General features: G+C 42.2%; 19 protein-coding genes. 8 read left to right on the forward strand and 11 right to left on the reverse strand.

What is annotated here, in order from left to right:
- Positions 1 to 53: 53 nt before the first annotated feature.
- The 4 genes from FSC11_RS09050 to FSC11_RS09065 form a co-directional block, all read right to left on the reverse strand.
- Positions 54 to 320, reverse strand: coding sequence for a PAAR domain-containing protein (locus FSC11_RS09050; protein WP_004894260.1), 267 nt, complete (start codon positions 318 to 320; stop codon positions 54 to 56).
- Positions 321 to 531: 211 nt separating this feature from the next.
- Positions 532 to 3,369, reverse strand: coding sequence for an RNA polymerase-associated protein RapA (gene rapA / locus FSC11_RS09055; RefSeq protein WP_163166479.1), 2,838 nt, complete (start codon positions 3,367 to 3,369; stop codon positions 532 to 534).
- Between the two features lie 142 nt (positions 3,370 to 3,511).
- Complete coding sequence (locus FSC11_RS09060) at positions 3,512 to 4,156, reverse strand: RluA family pseudouridine synthase (protein ID WP_008304726.1); 645 nt, start codon at positions 4,154 to 4,156, stop codon at positions 3,512 to 3,514.
- Between the two features lie 130 nt (positions 4,157 to 4,286).
- The gene (locus FSC11_RS09065) at positions 4,287 to 4,997 is read right to left on the reverse strand and encodes a phosphopantetheine-binding protein (RefSeq protein ID WP_163166481.1); all 711 of its coding nucleotides are present in this window, start codon (positions 4,995 to 4,997) and stop codon (positions 4,287 to 4,289) included.
- A gap of 245 nt (positions 4,998 to 5,242) precedes the next feature.
- Here FSC11_RS09065 and FSC11_RS09070 point away from each other — a divergent pair, with 245 nt between their 5' ends.
- From FSC11_RS09070 to FSC11_RS09080, 3 genes are read left to right on the forward strand one after another with little or no spacing between them, the layout of a single operon-like run.
- Positions 5,243 to 5,845, forward strand: a complete 603-nt coding sequence (locus FSC11_RS09070; protein WP_163166483.1) for a PAAR domain-containing protein — start codon at positions 5,243 to 5,245, stop codon at positions 5,843 to 5,845.
- A 2-nt stretch (positions 5,846 to 5,847) separates the two neighbouring features.
- A complete protein-coding gene (locus FSC11_RS09075) occupies positions 5,848 to 6,390 on the forward strand; it encodes a type VI secretion system amidase effector protein Tae4 (protein WP_159123770.1) in 543 nt (180 codons plus the stop codon).
- Entirely contained in the window at positions 6,390 to 6,764 is a 375-nt protein-coding gene (locus FSC11_RS09080) for a hypothetical protein (protein WP_163166485.1), read from the forward strand. The genes FSC11_RS09075 and FSC11_RS09080 overlap by 1 nt, the downstream gene beginning before the upstream one ends.
- Positions 6,765 to 6,817: 53 nt before the next feature.
- Here FSC11_RS09080 and FSC11_RS09085 read toward each other — a convergent pair whose 3' ends face one another.
- The 4 genes from FSC11_RS09085 to FSC11_RS09105 all read right to left on the reverse strand — a co-directional run bounded on the left by FSC11_RS09085 (position 6,818) and on the right by FSC11_RS09105 (position 10,244).
- Entirely contained in the window at positions 6,818 to 7,234 is a 417-nt protein-coding gene (locus FSC11_RS09085) for a GlcG/HbpS family heme-binding protein (protein ID WP_163166487.1), read from the reverse strand.
- A gap of 166 nt (positions 7,235 to 7,400) precedes the next feature.
- Entirely contained in the window at positions 7,401 to 8,702 is a 1,302-nt protein-coding gene (gene hemL / locus FSC11_RS09090; RefSeq protein WP_163166489.1) for a glutamate-1-semialdehyde 2,1-aminomutase, read from the reverse strand.
- A gap of 42 nt (positions 8,703 to 8,744) precedes the next feature.
- Entirely contained in the window at positions 8,745 to 9,365 is a 621-nt protein-coding gene (thiE, locus tag FSC11_RS09095; protein WP_163167760.1) for a thiamine phosphate synthase, read from the reverse strand.
- Positions 9,366 to 9,860: 495 nt separating this feature from the next.
- Positions 9,861 to 10,244 carry an Mpo1-like protein gene (locus tag FSC11_RS09105; RefSeq protein WP_163166491.1) on the reverse strand — a complete coding sequence of 128 codons (384 nt, stop codon included), beginning with the start codon at positions 10,242 to 10,244 and terminating at the stop codon, positions 9,861 to 9,863.
- 334 nt (positions 10,245 to 10,578) lie between these two features.
- On the opposite strand from FSC11_RS09105, the gene FSC11_RS09110 reads away from it, so the two are divergent.
- The gene (locus FSC11_RS09110; RefSeq protein ID WP_163166493.1) at positions 10,579 to 12,036 is read left to right on the forward strand and encodes a CYTH domain-containing protein; all 1,458 of its coding nucleotides are present in this window, start codon (positions 10,579 to 10,581) and stop codon (positions 12,034 to 12,036) included.
- A 161-nt stretch (positions 12,037 to 12,197) separates the two neighbouring features.
- Positions 12,198 to 13,655, forward strand: coding sequence for a CYTH and CHAD domain-containing protein (locus FSC11_RS09115; protein ID WP_163166495.1), 1,458 nt, complete (start codon positions 12,198 to 12,200; stop codon positions 13,653 to 13,655).
- A gap of 12 nt (positions 13,656 to 13,667) precedes the next feature.
- On the opposite strand, the gene FSC11_RS09120 is transcribed toward FSC11_RS09115, so the two are convergent.
- Positions 13,668 to 14,300, reverse strand: a complete 633-nt coding sequence (locus FSC11_RS09120; protein ID WP_163166497.1) for a hypothetical protein — start codon at positions 14,298 to 14,300, stop codon at positions 13,668 to 13,670.
- Positions 14,301 to 14,410: 110 nt separating this feature from the next.
- On the opposite strand from FSC11_RS09120, the gene FSC11_RS09125 reads away from it, so the two are divergent.
- Positions 14,411 to 14,812 carry a DUF3144 domain-containing protein gene (locus FSC11_RS09125; RefSeq protein ID WP_071320477.1) on the forward strand — a complete coding sequence of 134 codons (402 nt, stop codon included), beginning with the start codon at positions 14,411 to 14,413 and terminating at the stop codon, positions 14,810 to 14,812.
- Positions 14,813 to 14,934: 122 nt separating this feature from the next.
- Positions 14,935 to 15,996 (forward strand): amidohydrolase family protein, encoded by a 1,062-nt coding sequence (locus tag FSC11_RS09130; RefSeq protein WP_163166499.1) that lies wholly within the window; start codon positions 14,935 to 14,937, stop codon positions 15,994 to 15,996.
- A 156-nt stretch (positions 15,997 to 16,152) separates the two neighbouring features.
- On the opposite strand, the gene FSC11_RS09135 is transcribed toward FSC11_RS09130, so the two are convergent.
- On the reverse strand, positions 16,153 to 18,939 hold the full coding sequence (locus FSC11_RS09135) for a M16 family metallopeptidase (protein WP_163166501.1): 2,787 nt from the start codon (positions 18,937 to 18,939) through the stop codon (positions 16,153 to 16,155).
- A gap of 126 nt (positions 18,940 to 19,065) precedes the next feature.
- Complete coding sequence (locus FSC11_RS09140; protein ID WP_163166503.1) at positions 19,066 to 19,887, reverse strand: PhzF family phenazine biosynthesis protein; 822 nt, start codon at positions 19,885 to 19,887, stop codon at positions 19,066 to 19,068.
- A gap of 126 nt (positions 19,888 to 20,013) precedes the next feature.
- Here FSC11_RS09140 and FSC11_RS09145 point away from each other — a divergent pair, with 126 nt between their 5' ends.
- Positions 20,014 to 20,598, forward strand: coding sequence for a flavin reductase family protein (locus FSC11_RS09145; protein WP_163166506.1), 585 nt, complete (start codon positions 20,014 to 20,016; stop codon positions 20,596 to 20,598).
- Positions 20,599 to 20,615: the final 17 nt, after the last annotated feature.

Genomic DNA, 20,615 nt, shown 5'->3' on the forward strand with positions numbered 1-20,615 from the left:
TTCTTCCTAAGCATGACCTTGAAGTCACCGAATGAAGAATAAAAGCAGCTGGATTATTTTTGCGAAACTGTCAGATGCTGATTTGCCAGAAACTGGGCGCCACAACTGGCTTTGTCACCTGCGACAATCACCGCCCGCCCTAAAACAGTAATGGATTGATTTTTAGCAATGGCGGTCACTACGCTATTGCACTTGGGACAGTAATGCTTCATGCCTTGCAAATGCACAGCGATGCCGTGAATTAATACAGAATTTTCCGCTTCGGCAACTACACCACCATGTGAAGTTTGCGAGCCTAAAGTAATAAACGCCTGAGACATTATTTTGATTTCTTGTTATGATTTTTTACTATTTTAACCGAAGATGATTTTTAACAACAACTATTTACTGACAGCTTATATCTTCAAACAAATATTCTTATCTAAATGAAATAGTTTTAATCATATAAATCCTCATAATTTCAATCCAGATTTCTTGTAGAAAAATAGCCATAAAAAAACAGCCCGAAGGCTGCCTTTTCTTAGATGATTGTTATGGTTTAACCACCACCATCACCTGAATTGCTTCTGGGGTTACAGACAGACCATCCAGTAAGCTTAAACCTTCTTTCTGCAGTTTTTGCAGACGAGAAATTTCATCTTCACGGATGCTTGGGTTGAACTGTTTCAGGTAAGTCAGACGGTCAATTTCATATTGCCATTTGCTGCCATATACTTCCTTCGCCTGTTGCTTGAATTGCGGCAAAGCAGCTCGAGCCAGTTCCAGTGCCTGTTGATAACGTGCTTCAATTACTTCACGACGCGCTTTCACGACCTGACGGCAGCTATTGCCATCCAGATGATGTAAATATGGTTTCAGAATTTCTGGCGCAATTTTTTGCGACAGATCCTGACCTTTTTCACTGAGCAATACACGAACCAATTGTTGTGGCAAGCTTGATGGCAAGTTCAATGCTTTCGGTGCCACGACATCCACTTTAAACCAGACTTCAAGCAATACTGAACCTTGTGGCAATGCAGCAGACTTCAACACCGCAACATTGGTACTACCAAATCCTTGTGTATTGATCATTTCCATCACACTTTCAGTGAATGGATGTTCAAGCGTCAAGTATTGAGCATCTTCACGGATTTGTGCCTGATCACGATAGAAAGTTGCAGTCATGCCCTCTTCATCCAGAGTCAGACCTTGCACCTGCATTTGATCGGTTGGCTTGATAATCACCGTACCATTACTTTGCTCATCAAAATCAATGTTGGTCGATGCCATAAAGCGCTTCATGAACATTGGCAAAGTCGTATTATCGTCATAGTCTTCAAGCGCAGTGACGATTTCCTGTGCCACCATTGGACGGCAAGAGTTGTATTCCAACAGACGGTCACGGCCTTCTTGCAGTTCTGCTTCCAGCGCCTGACGTTGTACGGTCACTTCCTCTAGCAGGTCTTCAAAAGCCTGACCTTTATCAGCAAGTAAACAGTCTTTTAATTCAATAATGAAGTTTTCTTGCAATGTTTGCGCAGTTGGCGAAATATTGCTGAAAATATTCAGTGCTTCGTTATACCAGCGGAACATACGCTCTTGTGCAGTACCGACCAGATAAGGCACATGAATCTGGATACGATTTTCCTGACCGATACGATCCAGACGACCGATACGTTGCTCAAGCACATCTGGATTTGCTGGCAAGTCAAATAGGATCAGGTCAGAAGCAAACTGGAAGTTACGGCCTTCAGAACCAATTTCTGAACACAGCAAAATCTGCGCGCCATAAGACTCTTCAGCGAAATAAGCTGCTGCCTGGTCACGTTCCAGCAGGCTCATGCCTTCATGGAACATCGCAGTACGGATACCAGCATGAAGACGTAGCACATTTTCCAGTGCTTCTACTACTGGACCACTACGCGCAATCAAAAGCACTTTTTTGTGTTTGAGATCAGTGCGGAGTTTTTCCATCAACCACATTACTCGTGGGTCTGATTCCATCCAGGAACCATCAAGCTGTGATTCTTCGGGCCACATTTGTTCACGTAGCTTGCCATTTTTAGACCAGTTTTCAGGTGCTGGTAATGGTGCTGGCTGGCAGTCCCGCCCCGGGAAGCCCTGAATGGCTTCACGGGTATTACGGAACAGGATACGGCCAGTACCATGGCGGTCCAGCAGTTCGTGAATCGCACGGAAACGTTGCTCAGGGTTATCTTCAATACGATGACCAAGCAGACCTTCAAGTGCTGCCAGATGCCCTTCTTCAAGTGGCATATCTGACATTAGCACTTCAGCAATTTTTGCAGTCTGCTGATATTGTGCTTCTTCATCCAGGAAACGGTCTAATGAACTGAAACGTTGTGGATCCAGCAAACGTAAACGCGCAAAGTGCGATTCCACACCCAGCTGTTCAGGTGTTGCCGTTAACAATAATACGCCTGGTGTTTTTTCAGATAGTTCTTCAACCAGATCGTAACGGTCGTTACCACCCTCTTCTTCACTCCACATCAGGTGATGGGCTTCATCGACAACAAGAAGATCGAAACCAGCTTCAAGCGCCTGCTCACGCAGGTCTTCGTGATCAATCATTAGGTCAATAGAAGCAATAATGCGCTGTTCAGTCAGGAACGGATTTAGATCAGGATCGTGTTCTTTGATCGATGCAGTACGGGTTAAATCAAATAGTGAGAATTCCAGATTGAAACGACGGCGCATTTCAATCATCCACTGATATTGCAGTGAATCTGGTACCAGAATCAGAATACGTTCAGAACGGCCAGTTTTTAACTGTTGGTGAATGATCAAACCGGCTTCAATGGTTTTACCCAGACCTACTTCATCCGCCAGCAATACACGCGGTGCAAAACGTTTACCGACTTCGTGTGCGATATACAGCTGATGCGGAATCAAGCCTACACGTGAGCCAACCAGACCACGTAACGGGCTGCTTTGCATATTGGCTTGCATGAGCATAGCTTCAATACGCAGATCATACCATTCTTTATAATCAATTTGGCTAGCCAGCAAACGGTCTAATGGCTTAGACAGTTGAATGGTTGCACCAATACGGGTTTCATTCAGAGCTTTACGTTCCTCAGTACCATCACTTAAAGTACGTACAACCTGATAGCGCACCACGCCGTTGCGATCTTCAAAAGATTCAACTGTCCAGGTATTGCCTTCCTGGTCTTGCAGTTCATCATTTACATTAAAAATGATACGAGACAAAGGCGCATTGCTACGTGCATAGACACGGGTTTCGTCGCTTTTCGGGAATAAAATACTGACCGATCGCTCATCAACATCAATGAGAACCCCCAGACCGAGTTCTGTTTCAGTATCTGATAACCAACGTTGACCAATAGCAAACTGCTGCAATTTTTCCACCCTTATCTTAAGTACAAGACTGTAAAGATTATGCTCAAAAATAGCACATCATTTGAGCAAAATTTCACACCTTTAAGCAATATATTTTGACACAAAGCCCACCAAAAGTGGGCATCAATAACGACGATTAAACGAGTATTTCCTAGAATGGTGCCGGGCAATGAAACTCGACTTTTTCTGCATTTTTAGGATGAATAAAACTGAGCTGTTCTGCATGCAGGCACAGGCGTGGCATCAACTGTTGCTGTTGCACTGTAGCATATAAAGTATCGCCAATAATTGGATGACCGAGATACTGCATGTGTACACGGAGCTGATGTGAACGGCCGGTAATGGGTGTCAGTTTGACGCGAGTAACGGGCTGTCCCTGAATTTCAAAATGCTCGACTGCCTGCCAGTGGGTCAATGCGGGCTTATTATGATTTGGTTCAGCAACATGTAATGGTGGACGGCTTGGATCATAGATCACCGGTATATCGACAGTACCTTCACCGTCTAATGTTCCGGCTACAATAGCTTGATAGGTTTTATCGGTTTGGCGTTCCTGAAACTGGCGCGAAATAGATTTTTGTCCTTCACGGCTTAAGGCAAAGACCAGAATTCCAGAAGTATCCCGATCGAGACGATGAATAAGTAGTGTTTTTGGTTCTAATTCTACTAATCTGTTAATCAGGCAATCTTGCAAATCTTCTGTTTTACCGGGTACCGTGAGTAAACCTGCCGGTTTATGAATGACCATAAAATCGTCATCACGATGAATCAGATGTTCGGTTAGAAAATTGCTCAAAGTTCAATCCCTGGCTGATCGCGCAAAACAAGGCGGCAATGATAGAAAGCTTGGCACAGAATTACAATGTCGTTTTCTGTAATTGCCGATGAAATTTCCGATTATATTAAGAAAATTGCCCAATTCGTGATTATCTGCGTGCTGATTGCAGAACAAAACTCACCAGTTCTTCTAGTGAAGGATATTCATAAACATCTTCATAACGGATATTTGCACCATTAGCGCGCCACACACCAACCAGGCTTACTACAGCGATCGAGTCCAGTCCGTATTGTCTTAAATCTACATATGGATCAATATCTAGTGCATCCATATCCAGCTGTTCTGCTACTGCTAACATAATACCTTTGCTCGACAACACATATTCTGCTGGCGCACTCAGATTCCATAATCGAGTCAACCTATAACTATTCATATGATGCAAGCCTTGTGCCGAAATATTATCGATCCACTGAATGTGCTGTTCCTGATTTGGCAATAGGATCGCATCATCAATCACGCAAATTTGCTCAGTCACACTTTGTAAATGTGGCAGGATTTGTTTCAACATTGGGGTGATTGTGCCTGCAAAGATTAACTGTGGATGGGTTGAGGCATATTCACCGAGTTGCTGCATACCTTGAATCAGATCATCACCGTACAGATCAACAATGGGAATATCGAGTGCTTTGGCTTTGTTGCTGATTTGAATCAGGTTGTGCATAAGCACACTGTCTTGAATGCCCTGTATCATGCGTAGATTTTGTAAGCCTACAAGAACTAAAACAGATTGTGCTGATGCCAATTGCCATTTGGCTTGAGATGGTGCGAGTTGGATTTTTTTAGGCATTGGGTACAGCATAGAATTCTCTTTGGGCTTAAGACAGTTAGCATTTATGGTGAAGGTATATGCTAACTGAGTTTGAAAGGTACTCAATACTTAAAAAGTCAGCAGGATAAGATTTAAACAAAGTAAAAAGGACTTATATCTACACTCAGCCATTATAGTAGTTATATGCAAACTGATTAGATGATTTTTAAACCAAACCTTTGATTTTATATGGTTATGTTATTATTAATTTTATAAAAGATTAATAAAAAATAACAATGAAAGCATTAATAACAGTTGGTTGTAAAACTGATCATGGCGGAATCATTACTCTTGGCGATCCTTCTTTTTTGGTAGCTGGGAAAGCAGTGCATTTGGATGGAATGGTACATTATTGTCCTAAATGTAATGTCCTATCCAAAGCACTTGCTTCTAATCGGGGTTTTATGGTTGTGCTCGGTAGAAGTATTGTTGCAGTAGGAGACAGGTCAACTTGTGGTTCAAAATTCCTGAAAATTTCTGATTTGGCTGTCATGAATAATGGTATGGTCTCAAGTAAAAGTGATCAATCAACACCCTATATAGCTGATAAATATATTGAAGAAAAAAAAGTAAAGACTATCAATAATATTTATTGGAGCTATGGAGACAATTTTATTCTTTTAGAAAAAAAGTCCAGATTTTTTGATGACTTAAATTTGCATATTGAAACTTCCGGTTATGCACAAGGCGATATTATTACTATCGAAATAAAACCAGAACCTTCCGAAATAAACGCATTTAACCCTTTTACTATTTCACTTGATATTGATGCTGAAGGTAAGGGGCTACTTAAAAATATTTTTCAAGGAAAAACAATAATAATTGATACGGAATACTAAATATGGTGAGTATAACTGCAACGGCTGGTGGGCGTTCTTCAACCATACAAGCAAAAAGACCTTTATTTTCCGAATTATGGAAATATTATCCCGTAAAGATGCCAGCAAGTGATGTGTATTCTATGGTGGGAGGCCAGGCGATCGCTTTATATCAAGAAAATCCTACCGGGTATGCAAATGCCTGTGCTTTAAGATTAAGTAGATCCTTCAACTACGGTGGAATGCCAATTAAACAGTCAACGAGAGGTTATAAAGTCAGAGGAGCTGATCATAAACCTTATTTACTGAGGGTTCGCGAAATGATCACCTTTGTTGAACAAAATTTAGGAAATGCGGATCTCTCCTTCAAGCCTCAAAATAACCAAGATTTATCATCACAATTAAAAGGAAAAAAAGGAATTATTGTTTTTAAAGTCTCTGGTTGGGGAGATGCTTCTGGACATGTCACTTTATGGAATGGAAATGATTGTGGAGATAGCTGTTACTTTATTCATAATACACCTAGCATAAAAACCACAGATATTCTGTTTTGGAATTTAAGATAATGAAAATTATTGCCATATTTTTTAGTTTTCTAGTGATGAGTGCATGTTATGCAAACGATTTAAATAAATCCATATCAAATGCAGATGAGCTCAATATCAAAAATTTTGGATTTAGTTATTGTATGACGATGACTCAAGATCAAGCTCTTAGTTCGGAGGCAGCTCTAGCGATGGGCGGATATTTCCAACATGGCTCGTATGAAGAACCTGCCTATAAAAATTTAAAAAAATATATAAATCAATACATGAAAACTAAAACTAAGGTATATAAAAGTAACGCAATGCCTGCGATATTAATGCATTGTTTAGATCTGTATAATTCGACAGAATATAAGGAAATGATTAAACAGCAGCATCACTATCTCATCCGATAGTGATTTTTATACTCGACTTGAGAATGTCAGCACCATTCTCAAGTGCCTAATGTCTAGCTCTGCTGCGCCAAAAACTTCTCAATCGCCACCTGTGCAATCTCCGCATCTTCAAATGACTTTACACCAGATACACCCATCGCACCCACCAACTGCCCTTGATACAGAATCGGCTCACCACCTTCCAACATACCCGAGAAGGTATCCATTGTCAGAAAGCCCATCTGGCCGCCTTTAATAATATCTTCAAACAGCTTGGATGGACGGCGACTCATGGCAGAACACTTGGCTTTTTCCAGACATAAATTGGCGGTCATAGGTGAAGCACCATCCATACGTTTCATCGCCAGCAAATTACCCGTTTCATCAACTACAGCGATACTGACATTAAAGTTATTCTGAATCGCATATTGATGGGCTTGGTCTAATAAAAATTCCGCATCGCTTAAAGTCAAATAATGTTTGGTTTGCATTTTGATCTCAAATTAACTGAAGCTTCCCTCTCCTTTTAGGAAAGGGTTAGGGAGAGGTGTGATTTTTATTTACAACGATGAATACCCTCTCCTGAGCGAATATTAAAAGCATTGCTTATAAAATGAAGCCCAAGAGAAGGTTAGGGAGGATTCTAAAAAAGCAAATTTACTCTTTCATTTCTGCAAAAGTTTCTTTAGCAGCCTGGATCGTGAATTCGATATCTTCATCGCTGTGTGCAGCAGAAATAAAGCCGGCTTCAAATGCAGAAGGTGCAAGGTTCACACCACGTTTCAACATACCGTGGAAGAATTTACGGAAAGCATCGACATCGCATTTCAACATTGAATCGAAGCTGGTGATATCTTCCTGATCGGTAAAGTATAGACCAAACATACCACCAACTTGTTGGGTCTTGAATGGAATACCAGCTTCATCCGCAGCTGCTTGTAAGCCAACCAGCAGTTTCTCAAGCTGCGCAGTTAATTTCTCATAGAAGCCCGGTTCACGCAGATGTTTAAACATCGCGATACCAGCACGCATTGCCAGTGGGTTACCTGATAAAGTACCTGCTTGATACACCTTACCAAGCGGTGCGATGCATTCCATCACTTCACGTTTGCCTCCGAATGCACCCACTGGCAGACCCGCACCGATGATTTTACCCAAAGTGGTTAAGTCAGGAGTTACGCCGTAATGTGCCTGAGCACCGCCAAGACCAACACGGAAACCTGTCATTACTTCATCAATAATGAAAACTGAACCATGCTCATCACAGACATCACGAATGGCTTGAAGAAACCCGTCAATCGGTTTCACCAGGTTCATGTTACCTGCCACAGGCTCAACAATCACACCCGCAATTTCAGAACCGAACTTGGCAAAGCATTCTTTTAAGGTAGCGATGTCATTATATGGAAGTGTTAAGGTATGTTTGGCAAAGTCCGCTGGTACGCCCGCAGAAGTCGCTTCGCCCTCGCCTTTGGTCAACAGGCCTGAACCTGCTTTTACAAGAAGTGAATCCGAGTGACCGTGGTAACAACCTTCAAACTTCACGATCTTATCACGGCCAGTATAACCACGTGCCAGACGGATCGCAGTCATCGTTGCTTCAGTACCTGAGTTGGTCATACGAACCAGTTCAATTGATGGCATGATATCGCAAATGATATCCGCCAAAGTCGTTTCATGAACCGTCGGTGCACCAAAGCTTAAGCCATCTACCGCAGCATCCTGAACAGCTTTAATAATCGCTGGATGCGCATGACCCAGAATCATCGGGCCCCATGAACCAACATAGTCCACATAACGTTTACCATCAACATCGTATAGATAAGCACCTTGTGCCTTTTCGATAAAGACTGGCGTACCGCCTACGCCGTTAAAAGCACGTACAGGTGAGTTTACGCCACCTGGAATATGTTTATTGGCTTGTTTAAATAGTTGTTCTTGCTTTGGAGATAAACTCATGAGAATCACTCAACTCAAAAAAATAAGGTAAGAAATAAAAAATTAAGCTTGTTCAGCAAATAGTTCTGACCAGTCATACACACGTTGACCAACAGTAGACATTGAACGACCTAAAACATCGCTAATAACCGCACAAAGATCCGCACCTGCCTCAATCACCTCTTTCGAGTTTTCAACAGTTAAGCCACCAATTGCACAGATGGGTACATTTAATTTTTGCTTGGCCAGTTTTAAGGTTTCCAAGCCAATATTGCCCGCTTCAGGTTTGCTATCAGTGGCATAGATCGCGCCAAATGCCACATAATTTGCACCATCTGCAATGGCTTGCTCAGCCAGCTCAAGTGAGTTGTTGCAACTACGACCAATCAAAACATTTTTAGGTAAACGTTCAACAGCTTCCTGAATTGAGCCATCACCCTGCCCCAAATGCACACCTATGCCATATTTCACCGCAGTTTCTAAATCATCATTAATCACAAATGGAACTTTATATTGTTCACACATTTGTTTCATATATTCGATTTCATAAGCCTGATTTTCTTTCGCAACTTTTTTACGACGATACTGAAGCACTGCAACTTCATAAGTTGCCATCGCACCTTCAAGTTTCGCGAGAAGAAGTTCAATTGGATCATCATTGGTAATTAAATACAAACCGCGCATGACTGCCGCCATTCAAAATACATCAGCTATTATAGGCATAACCAGGAGCATGATGACACCATGCAAACTTATATAACGACATATTTTCAGTAAATAAATACAAGGAATGCAGTATCAAAATAACCAGTTCATTTAATGTGGAAAATTAATAATTTCAGGGATAATTCATATCTGCTATTTGACTTAAATAAATCACATAAAAATAATCATCAGTTATGAATCACTCATTTGATACCCTGATTTTTATGCACCCAACTTGTAGGAACATTGCAGAATGTCAGATAATAATTTTACCCTGCCAGATTTTGGACATAAAAAAAGCCCGGAGAAGGTCACTCCAGGCATGGAAAACTGTGTAATTTCTGTGCTGTATCTTTTGGTAAAATATTACCTTTAGACAACGCCTTAATTATTAGAACATTAACTCTAAGCTTGCAAGCGTTTTCATGTAATTCTGATGACCCATCAATACATTTTTTTATTTTTTAATCAATTCTAACTTGGAATCTTGTCCTGATCACGATTAATCAGGCTGATATTGCCACGCAAAACATCAGCAAACATACGCCAATCCGAGACAAAACTATACAGCGGCTGCTTAAAACTGGCAGGCTTGTTTTTCTCAAAAATAAAATGTCCGATCCAGGCACAGGCATAACCCGATGCCAGTCCATAAAGAAAATATTTTGGTTTACGCTGTATGATCGCCTTGCCAAAGAAATACAGCCCGATACTACTTCCTGCTACATGCAGACGGCGACTCATGATATTGCGGTGTTCAGTCAGATAAAATCGATAAAATTCATGATAATCACGGATCGGCATTGGCTGGCTAACTGCTAGCGTCAGATCCGCTTTAGGTTCTACTTGTGCATTCATGGCATCATCCTGATATTTTTAATTTCACATTAGCGGATTATTTAAACATTTAAAAGTGCGATCTCATGCAGTGAGATTTCTCAGCTATGTTTAATTTTCCTTGAATCTAGCATGCTTTCAACTGCTTAGGTATGAATAAATTCTATTAATTTAAACAGGTTCATGATTTTTTTAGCCTGGTCAAGTCTTACTAAAAAAATGATTTTAGTTACAATCTTCGACTTAAAAATTAAAAACATGATTGCAGTGTGTATGTGCTCACATCCACAGCATATACAAAGCATCATCAGCTCTGTCTATCACCTTTATAGACAGTACAAACAGGATATTTATCATGGTTGAAGTTGAACTTAAATTTCAGATTCCTGCAGCACGCCGCTCTGCGCTGTTAAAGGCACTTGATCCGAAGAAGTCCGAACAGATTCAACTGCAAGCCAAATACTATGACACCGAAGACCGTCTGCTTTCAAAAAGTGGCGTAGCCCTGCGTCAGCGTCTGGAAGGCACTCGTTGGGTACAAACCTTAAAAGCAGCCGGTAAAAGCCATATTCAACGTTTTGAACATAATCATGACCTGGGTGAACTGGAACGGGCACCTGAACTGGATCTGAATATTTATGCCACTGCACCAGAAGCGCAACAAATTTTAAATAACGCGCTGGGGGATCAGATCAGCCAGCTCAAGCTGCAGTTTGAAACAGATATTACCCGTACCTTGCGTGTCATTGAATATGAAAGCACTGAAATTGAAGTTGCTCTGGATATCGGTACGATCCGTACTCTGGAAGCCGAGCAGGAAGTACATGAGGTTGAATTTGAACTAAAAAGCGGCTCAGTTGAACAGTTATTGGCTTTCAGCTTTGAATGGGTCAAGAAATATCATCTATGGCTCGATGTGCGCAGCAAGGCAGAGATCGGTAACCTGCTTGCAACTCAGCAAAAAGTCAGTCCGGCAACCCAGGTAAAAGAATTCCAGCTCAGCAAAAAAGATAGTGCAGCCAAAGCTTTATGTAGTCTGATTGCTCAGCAAATGCAGCATTTACTGCCCAATATCGCAGCGATCTCGGCACAGGTCGCAGAACAGGATCATATCGATCAGGCTCAGCAAGCGCTAGAGCATTTGTATCTAAGTGTTCTGTTATTTAAAAACTGGCATTCTGGCATTTCGGATAAATGGGCACATCAGCTGGAAGCTTTTAAGAAACAGTTTGAACACTTGCAGCATTTACAGCATATGCAAAGCACATTAGCCGCCTTTTTACAGAATCCGACCACTGCAGAAAACCTGAGTAAAGATATTCTATATACTAAGGAAAAACTGGGTAATCTGGTGAAGTCGACACAGAATGTGCATCACTATCTGGAACTGCTGATCTTTAGCCTGAAAGAAGATGTCAAAAGCACACAGGATTTAAAAACCGTAGCGCAGGCAACTTTGCAACAGCAATATAAAGCTTTACAAGAGCAGATGAACCAGACTGAAATCCATGATTTTGAACAACTGGATCTACTTGCGGTGCATATTCAGGAACTGAAGTTCAGCTTTCCAATTCTAACTTCAATTTATGATGTGAAAAATCTACAGAAATACAGCAAGGCGCTGAATGATGCACAGCTGGCAGCAACCGAATACCAGACTCTAGCTTCCTCAGCAGTCTATATTCAGCAGACTGAGCTTGAAGCCAGTGACTGGTTTATCCTAGGCTGGCTGACTGCAAAGCAGGAAGTTTATGCACAAAAACTGCTAGAGGCCACAGAACAGTTTCTGGTGAGCCGCAAGTTTTTAAAATAAAGTCGCTTTATCAAGTTTTATTGCAGTTGTAGAAAATCCATCCTAAAGCACTTCAATCGCAGAGGTGCTTTTTTGTTGCATTTGCAGCTTATCTTTTCCAAACGCTTTGGGCTATATTCACTATTATAATTATTAGACGCCGTATCGAGGAGGAGCACCCGATGGCAGAAATCGAACTCAAATTTCAAGTTCCCTCCCACATGCACGCACAGCTGCAACAAGACTTCATCAGTTTAACGCTAGTGCGTAATCATCTCTGGGCTCGTTATTTTGATACGACTGAGTTACAGCTGCGTGAACGTGGTATTGCTTTACGGCAGCGCCTGGAAAATGAAATCTGGCTACAGACCCTTAAAGCTCCCGGGAAACAGCCTTTTGAGCGTCTAGAAGTAGAATTTGAGTTAGGAAAAGAACAGCCTGAACAATGTGACCTTAAACACTATAAAAATTATCCTGAAGTCAGTGAACTGCTCAAAGAAGCATTAGGGTCACTAAAAATTCCTTTACATCTGCAATTTGAAACTGAAGTGCAACGTTCTATTCATGTAGAAAACTATAAAAACAGTGTGATTGAAATTGCTTTTGATCAAGGTGAAATCCGGCATGGTTCAGAATTTATTGCTATTTATGAGCTGGAATTTGAACTCAAACAGGGACAGCTGAGTGAACTGATCGAATTTGTACAACCCTGGATCCAACGTTATGACTTATGGCTAGACAGCCGTAGCAAGTCAGATCGTGGCTATGCTTTGCTTGAAGGCAGCAGCATTACACCTGCTCAACATCAACTGCCGCTGGTATTAGGCAAGGATGATAACTTACATGGTATGTTGCAGAAAATTATTAGAAATACCTTGCAGCACCTACTTCCTAATGCAACGGCGCTATCTACTGAATATTATAATAGTGAACATATCCATCAAGCTCGGGTCGCTATCCGTCGTCTGCGCAGTGCCTTACGCTTTTTTAATGTCGATGAGCTAGAAATTCCTCCTATTTGGGTGGAGCAACTGACTGAGCTTTTTCAGCAACTCGGTGCAGCACGTGATCGCGATGCCTTGGCAGAAAGCTTATTGCCACAACTTGAAGCTGCCGGATCACCGATTCTGAGCTTACCACCGGCAACAGAAGAAAATGTCCATGTAGAACAGGTGTTCCGGGAACCAGAAACCAATTATCTGATACTGGACTTACTCCGTTATAGTGAAGCAGAACCTAAACAGGTCACCACAGATATTCGTGTACTGTATAAGCGTCTAAGTAAATTACATCAGCAGATTTGTGCCGATGCTGAACAGTTTTGTGAGCTGGCAATTGAGGATCAGCATCGTACCCGTAAACGGGTAAAGCGTTTACGCTATAACATCGAATTTCTGCAAAACCTGTTTCCAGCCAAACAGGTGAAAAATTATCTCAAAGCGTTAAAACCGCTACAGGAAAGCCTGGGTCAATATAATGACCTGCATGTTGCAGAAAGCCTATATCAGCCTTATGTAAAACGAAAGCCTAAAGCATGGTTTGTGCTAGGCTGGTTACATGCGGAGCAACAGCGGCTGCAAAAGGAAATTCAGGCAGAGTTACAGCAATTTGCCCAGGTACAACCTTTCTGGAAAAAATAGATCAGTAAATACTTAGCGATATTTACCGTAAACTTTCCAGGTATTGTTGTCGGCAAGCGGATCGTTATAACTGTCACTGCGCTGTTTACGTGGCTTATCTCGTGCATCTACCAGTTCGAAATGCTGCTCTACGCTCAGGACAATACCATTCACATAGAATCGAGTGCGAGTATATTCACTTTGCCCATGCTGGAACACATAAGTGCGCAAATCGACAAATTCGCGATGTGCTACCAGTGCTGCTGTCTCATCACTATCTAGCCAGCGTTGCATCGCCTGAATCTGCTCTGGCTCAAATTGACCGCATTTTTCTACTAGACTGGCAATACCACGAAAAGTTTTTGATTCTTTGGCACGGGTTTTATTGATCCGGATACGATCGACGTGAAAATAGAATAATGGCAGATTTAAATGGCTCGGCAGATGAACCGCATCCAGTACTTCATCTTCCATAAAAGGCTGAAACAGATCCTGCGCCCTTTCAATCAGACCCGTCCACTGATGATAATATTCTTCCACCTGCGACTTGCTGCCATAATAAATTGGTAGTCCTTCAACATTGGTCAGATTGACTGGTGGCCAGATATTTTGGCGTAATAAGGCAATGTCACTTTTCAGGCTTTGTACAGCGATTGCATCTTGCATGGGAATCACATTTTTATGCTTAGGCTATTTTTAGATTAAGGCAAAGGTTTAGTTTCTGCAAGGCTTTGCCTATAATAAGTCGATTAAGATTTTAGTGTCAGGAAAAATTCATGGTTCAAAAGATTGAAGCGACCGATGTAACCGAAGAAGAAGCGTTAAATGCTGCATTCTTTGAACGTGCTGATGAATTTATCAAGCAAGCCAATGAGTTTAGCCGCGTAGAAAAAGGCTCTCAGGAAAATCCTGCAGAAAAGCGTGGTCAGGTCAGCGCTTCGATGCTGTTTGCGACTGCCCGTTTTAATACCTGGGTGGCAGCCAACAATTTCAAAGACGGCAATGAAATGCGTGATGCCAAAGATCAGGTGATGTCTTACATTCTTCAGCAGTTCCAGATGATGCTGGAAGACAATTATGATGAATACTGCGAGCAGTTCGAAAACTATTTGCGCTTCCGTCATAACGAAGAATTCCATGCTAACAAGCATAAACATGATCATGACCACGATCATTAATGCTCAGCCCTTCGGGGCTTTTTTTATACCTGGCATTTTTAGATCAACTTTTTGCATTGACGCCTGTGTGATTTTACTTCTATATAGCTATAAGAATAATTCCAATAACAACAAGGAAAGTCATGCAGCTTAACTTCCCCATCATCGACCCACATATCCATCAATGGGATCCCTATCATACCCCTCATGCAGCTGCGCTGGCAGTCAAACTCTTTGGTAAGCATCCTCGCCTGCTGGACCGTATGGTGCGCCTCCTGAATCCCAAACCAATTATTGAAACGATAGGCCTGACTGAACACATTACCGCACCTTATTTACCTACCCATTACAAACAGGATATTGCTCATTATCAGGTCGAACAGGTGGTACATATTGAAGCAGGCTGGCATGAACACAAAGGCACAGGTGTCGTGAATGAAACCCGATTTGTAGCTAGTCTGCCTTTTCAGGCACACGATCTGGCATTGGGTGCAATCGTGGCTACGGCGGATCCACGCAGGAAAGACTTTAAAAAGTTACTGCAACTCCATCAGGAAGCTTCGCCCAAGTTTCGTGGGATCCGTAAAATGGCTTCCGTGCATCCAGATAAAGGCGTGCATGCCTGGGCTGATGAACCACATTTGTATCTTAATAAAAAATTCCTGAAAGGGTTTGAACATCTGGCCAAATCCGGGCTGAGTTTTGATGCCTGGGTCTATTCCACTCAGATTTCTGATGTGATTCATCTTGCCAAGACTTTCCCTGAAACACCGATTGTTCTGGATCATCTCGGCACGCCTGTTGGACTATTTGGCACAGTGGGTAAAGGTACCGGAAAAACTGCACAGGAAAGGCAACGGATTCTAGAAAACTGGCAAACAGATCTGGCCAAACTGGCAGAGTGCCCGAATGTCATGACCAAAATCTCTGCGCTATTTATGCCAGTGCTGGGTCATCATTTTCATCAGCAGCGCCAATTAGCTTCCAAAGCGCAGCTGATTGAACTTGCGACGCCTCTGATTCAGCATGCCCTAAAATGCTTTGGATCGGATCGTGCCATGTTTGCCTCCAATTTTCCAATGGATCGGGTCAGTGCAAATCTAGTTGATATCATTGATGCCTTTAGCGATATCGTACATAGCCATGATAAAAATGCTTTAAAATCTGTTTTTTATGACAATGCTAAAGGTTTTTACCGGCTTTAAAGGTTGAGAAAATGGCCAGAAATTATGGAATATCTATTACCTCTCACCTATGGAAGATATTTACTACTATTAAAGAATAAACATTTCCCTTCCTTATAAAAAAACCTCCTGTTTGGGGAGGTTTTTTAGTCAGTTATCTATCAGAATTAGACAGATTTAACGTTTCGTAAGCGTTGCCTGATTTACTGGCTGCCCATATTGATCCGACATCACTTCTACCAGCTGATCAGTATTCAGATACTTCTGAATCACTGCATCGATATCTGCTTTGGTTAAGGCTGCCACCGCGCGGTCACGTTTCTGACGATAGTTCAGGTCACGGTTTCGTTCCAGCTGAGGCACCAGCATGCTATGAATACGGCGATCATCTTCCAGTGCTGTGACACGTTTTTTCAGAATACTGGCTTTTGCAGCTTCGACTTCTTGTGCAGTGACACCTTTGCTACGTAGCTCAGCAATCACTTTACGTATTGAATCCGATACTTGGCCAGAGCGTCCTGCGGTATAGTTTGCGCCAAAGGCCAAGGCACCGGCATTGTCCCATTCAGCGAAATCTACATTGGCACTAAAGCCATAGACCAGGGCATTCTTTTCACGTAATTCCTGTGCCAGACGAGAAGACAATTGTGAATCACCCAAAATGTGTCTTAATACCAGTAATGCAGGTACATCTGGATGATCTGAACCCACCGGAATTGAAATGGCGGCGACATAGCTGCCAAACTCACGCTGTTCCGATAGTGCATGTACCTTTTCAGCAGTACGCGCGACATATTCAGACTTGAGGCGGGCATAAGGCTCATTGCTCTTCCAGCCCTCAAACTCCTGCTTGATCAGCGTCTGCATCGCCTTAGGTTTAAATTCACCAGTGACCGCAACGCGGGCATGATGGGTTTTAAAGAAACGTTGATACAGTTGCTGGACCTGTTCACGCGTCGCTGCGTTGATCTGCTGTTTAGCCAAGTCAGGCTCAAAATGATAACGTAAATCTCCCGGCTCATAACGCTCGAGCAGACGCGCAAAGGTCAGACTAGTCACCGTATCCGGTTCTGTATAAGGACGATCCAGCCTGGACAAGGACTGAGACTTGATCAGGTCAAACTGGCTCTGTTCGAAAGTTGGATTCTTCAACACGTCCAGAATATATTTAAAATATTCCTCAAAATGTTCCTTCTTGGCTGAAATCGAAATATTCAGGCCATTGCCTGCAGCACTGACATTTGCCGAGCCACTCACTTCAATGGTCTTGTCTGAAATCTGTTGCAGGCTCTGAGTCTCAGAGGCACGCATGATCAAGTAAGCCATCAGATCCAGCAATTCACTTTTATGTTTGAGTGTTTCAGCCGTACCAAAATCCAAGGCAATCGTCGAGTAGACTTTGTCATCGCGAGTCTGGGTTGGGAACAAAGCATACTGAATACCATTTTGCAGTTTGCCACGCTGGATCTGCTTTTCTTTGCTGGTCAGTAGCTTTTTAGACTCCTTCACATACTGTTTCACTTCCGCCTGGTAAACCGAAACATCTTTTAATGGTTCTTCAGTGACAGGTTTTAGATCCAGGGTTGGTTTGGCTTCTGCAAGCTGCTCTTGCTGTTTGGCTTTTTTCTGATCTTCAGCCGTAGGTACAATATTGCCCTGAATGCGGTATTGCGCCTTAAAGAAATCTTTATAGATGGTGTTGGCATCAGCTACAGTCAGGTTTTGAATTGCATTCAGGTCCTTAAAATATTTGCTCCAGTCCCCATTGGAAGAGGCAATATAATCACTCAGGCGTGAACCTAGCGCTGCTGCATTATTTTTAATGTTTTCAGCGGCATTACGGCTCATATTTTTGACGCGGTTCAGCTCAGTTTCATTAAAACCTTTGCCTTGCTCGACACCAGCCTGTAATGCCTGTTCCACCTTTTTCGCATCATGATTTGGCGCATAGACTGCCCCCATGAAGACCATATTAAAGTCCTTATCTAGCCAGGTAGCAGACTGTACAGCTGTCGCTGTTCCCTGCTCAACCACACCCTGATACAGATGCCCGCTTGGCTGTAAGGTATAGAGCGTTGGTGTTACCGATAATGCGTTCTGCTTAGCTACTTCTGAACGGTTCAGATAGATATTGAATTTGGCAAAATCACTACCCTTGGCCACAGTAAACTCACGCTGTTTAATCTTTTCAGGACTTAACTCCGGCACTTTCGGCTGTTCTGGTACAGAACGTGCCTTGATTGGACTAAAATGCTGGTCAATATATTTCAGTACCTGTTTCTTGTCGAACTTGCCTGAAATTACCATATAGGCATTATTTGGTGCATACCAGGTCCGGTAGAATTGATTCAGTTCCTGCATATTGATCGATTGCAGCTCGTTTAAATCGCCAATTGGCAGACGACCGAGATGCTGGTTGCCATAAGCCGATTTAAAGATTTGATCCATCAATACTGAAAATGGCTGATCCAGACGGATTTCACGTTCACGTTTAACAATATCAATTTCAGTTGGTACATATTTTTCTTGTAGTACCAGCTTATCCATCCGTTCTGCTTCAAGCTGAATTACCGCAGCCAGTGCAGTGCTTTCAGGGCGAACCAGATTGGTATATTTGGTAGAATAATAATCCGTACTGGCATTCGATGAGAGTGTGTACTGATCCAGACGACGCTGAAATTCATCGCCTTTAATATTTTCAGTCCCTTTAAAGGCTAAATGTTCTAATAGATGTGCCAGACCACCTTTCCCCTGCGGATCGTTCAATGAACCGGTGAAATAGACCGTATTCATAAAAGTCTTATTTTCTTTGTCATTTGGTGCAAGGACAATTCTTAAACCATTATCCAGTTTATATTCTTCAATATTTTGTTCTGTTTTTACCAATACTGGTTGAGCAAAACTGAGCGTCGCTGCGCCCATTAAAAACATGGAAAGTGTTAATTTTTTAAAACGTAGTGACATTCTGGATCCAGCAAATTTAAACATGAACTTTTTATTCAGTGAACATCATAGAGAATGACTCTCTTGTTGTGAGTTGTATTTTTATAAAAGCTGCTGTTCACAGCAGCTTTTAGATATTCTATCTGATTAAAGCAGAATTTCAGCTTTCATATACAGCTTGCCATAACCTGAAATTTCAATCCGGTCATTATCCTGCATCTCGCAATACAGCACACCACCCCGGCTTGATCCCTGATAAACAACCAGCTGCTGTTTTCCGAGTTTTTCTGCCCAGATCGGTACGATTCCGGTATGAATTGAACCTGTCACCGGATCTTCATTAATGCCATTACTTGGCGCGAAATAACGCGATACACAGTCATACTGTTCTGCACCCGCCGTTAAGGCGACATCCAGCAAGGCGCCAGTCGCTGTAATCGCGGTACGGCGGTCATTGACCTGTTTCAGTAATTCAAAATCCGGAGTCTCATCCAGCACATCCTGTACCGACTCATATTCGATAATATAGGCCTGTTCATTTAAATAGACATTTTTAAAAGATTTGGTCAAAGCTCCACGCAACATAGCAGGATATTCATCGACCAAAACTGCCCGACGGATCGGGAAGTTCATACGGATTTTTCCATCTTCATCTTGACTAACTGTAAAAATACCGAGATTTTTTACATGAAATCGAATGGTTTTATGCGAGGTATAATCCAGAAATAATACAAAGCTGCTGGCCAGGGTCGCATGCCCACAGAAATCAACTTCTTTCGTTGGCGTAAACCAGCGAATTTCATAGTTTTCTGCATCAATGGTCTTCACAAAGGCAGTTTCAGATAAATTATTTTCCAGCGCAATGTTTTGCATCAGGCTCTCATCCAGCCACTCATCCTGCACAATCACCGCAGCGGGATTGCCCTTGAACAGCTCCGTAGTGAACGCATCCACTTGATACATTTTCATTGCTTAAACTCCTTTTGTTTAGCGCTTTAGTTTAAAAGCTTTTTTCGCCAAAAAAATTTATATATGTTAATAAGCCAATAAGTGCATAATTTTTAGCACGTACATTTGTTTATTTTAAGGTTTGCAATGTCTAATCCCCATCTGAAAGCTGTACCCTTGGAAAAATCCTATCGTTTGCTCAATCATGGTCCAACGGTGCTGGTCTCTGCCAGAGATCAGGAAAATACGGATGTTATGGCCGCAGCCTGGGCTTGTGCACTAGAATTCCAACCAGCTAAAGTCACTGTAGTTTTAGATAAAAGTACCAAAACCAGCAAAATTATTGAAAATTCTGGCTACTTTGCTTTGCAAGTTCCCACGCTTAAACAGCTGAACATGGTGCAAGCTGTTGGAACGATCAGCATGCATGATCAACCTGATAAGTTAGAACAATGTGGTGTGGAACTGTTCCAGTTTGATCAGTCAGACATTCCGGTTGTAAGTGGTTGTGCAGCCTGGCTGCTGTGTGAACTGATTCCTGAACCCCATAATCAGCAAACTCATGACCTGTTTATTGGCAAGGTCATTGCGGCTTATGCTGACGAGCGCGTGTTCCGTGATGGACACTGGTATTATCAGGACGTGGAGCGTGAATGGCGCAGCATTCACCATATTGCAGGGGGGCATTTTTATAGCATTGGTGATCCGGTTTCAGCGGATGATATAGACTGATCACCCAACCTATACAC

The organism is Acinetobacter schindleri, assembly GCF_010918895.1.
In the GTDB taxonomy this organism is placed as follows: domain Bacteria; phylum Pseudomonadota; class Gammaproteobacteria; order Pseudomonadales; family Moraxellaceae; genus Acinetobacter; species Acinetobacter schindleri.

Bases quoted from the DNA above. Each gene is read 5' to 3' on its own strand.
- FSC11_RS09050 (WP_004894260.1), bottom strand. From the start codon at position 320: ATGTCTCAGGCGTTTATTACTTTAGGCTCGCAAACTTCACATGGTGGT.
- FSC11_RS09065 (WP_163166481.1), bottom strand. From the start codon at position 4,997: ATGCTGTACCCAATGCCTAAAAAAATCCAACTCGCACCATCTCAAGCC.
- FSC11_RS09070 (WP_163166483.1), top strand. From the start codon at position 5,243: ATGAAAGCATTAATAACAGTTGGTTGTAAAACTGATCATGGCGGAATC.
- FSC11_RS09075 (WP_159123770.1), top strand. From the start codon at position 5,848: ATGGTGAGTATAACTGCAACGGCTGGTGGGCGTTCTTCAACCATACAA.
- FSC11_RS09080 (WP_163166485.1), top strand. From the start codon at position 6,390: ATGAAAATTATTGCCATATTTTTTAGTTTTCTAGTGATGAGTGCATGT.
- FSC11_RS09085 (WP_163166487.1), bottom strand. From the start codon at position 7,234: ATGCAAACCAAACATTATTTGACTTTAAGCGATGCGGAATTTTTATTA.
- hemL (WP_163166489.1), bottom strand. From the start codon at position 8,702: ATGAGTTTATCTCCAAAGCAAGAACAACTATTTAAACAAGCCAATAAA.
- thiE (WP_163167760.1), bottom strand. From the start codon at position 9,365: ATGCGCGGTTTGTATTTAATTACCAATGATGATCCAATTGAACTTCTT.
- FSC11_RS09105 (WP_163166491.1), bottom strand. From the start codon at position 10,244: ATGAATGCACAAGTAGAACCTAAAGCGGATCTGACGCTAGCAGTTAGC.
- FSC11_RS09110 (WP_163166493.1), top strand. From the start codon at position 10,579: ATGGTTGAAGTTGAACTTAAATTTCAGATTCCTGCAGCACGCCGCTCT.
- FSC11_RS09115 (WP_163166495.1), top strand. From the start codon at position 12,198: ATGGCAGAAATCGAACTCAAATTTCAAGTTCCCTCCCACATGCACGCA.
- FSC11_RS09120 (WP_163166497.1), bottom strand. From the start codon at position 14,300: ATGCAAGATGCAATCGCTGTACAAAGCCTGAAAAGTGACATTGCCTTA.
- FSC11_RS09125 (WP_071320477.1), top strand. From the start codon at position 14,411: ATGGTTCAAAAGATTGAAGCGACCGATGTAACCGAAGAAGAAGCGTTA.
- FSC11_RS09130 (WP_163166499.1), top strand. From the start codon at position 14,935: ATGCAGCTTAACTTCCCCATCATCGACCCACATATCCATCAATGGGAT.
- FSC11_RS09135 (WP_163166501.1), bottom strand. From the start codon at position 18,939: ATGTCACTACGTTTTAAAAAATTAACACTTTCCATGTTTTTAATGGGC.
- FSC11_RS09140 (WP_163166503.1), bottom strand. From the start codon at position 19,887: ATGAAAATGTATCAAGTGGATGCGTTCACTACGGAGCTGTTCAAGGGC.
- FSC11_RS09145 (WP_163166506.1), top strand. From the start codon at position 20,014: ATGTCTAATCCCCATCTGAAAGCTGTACCCTTGGAAAAATCCTATCGT.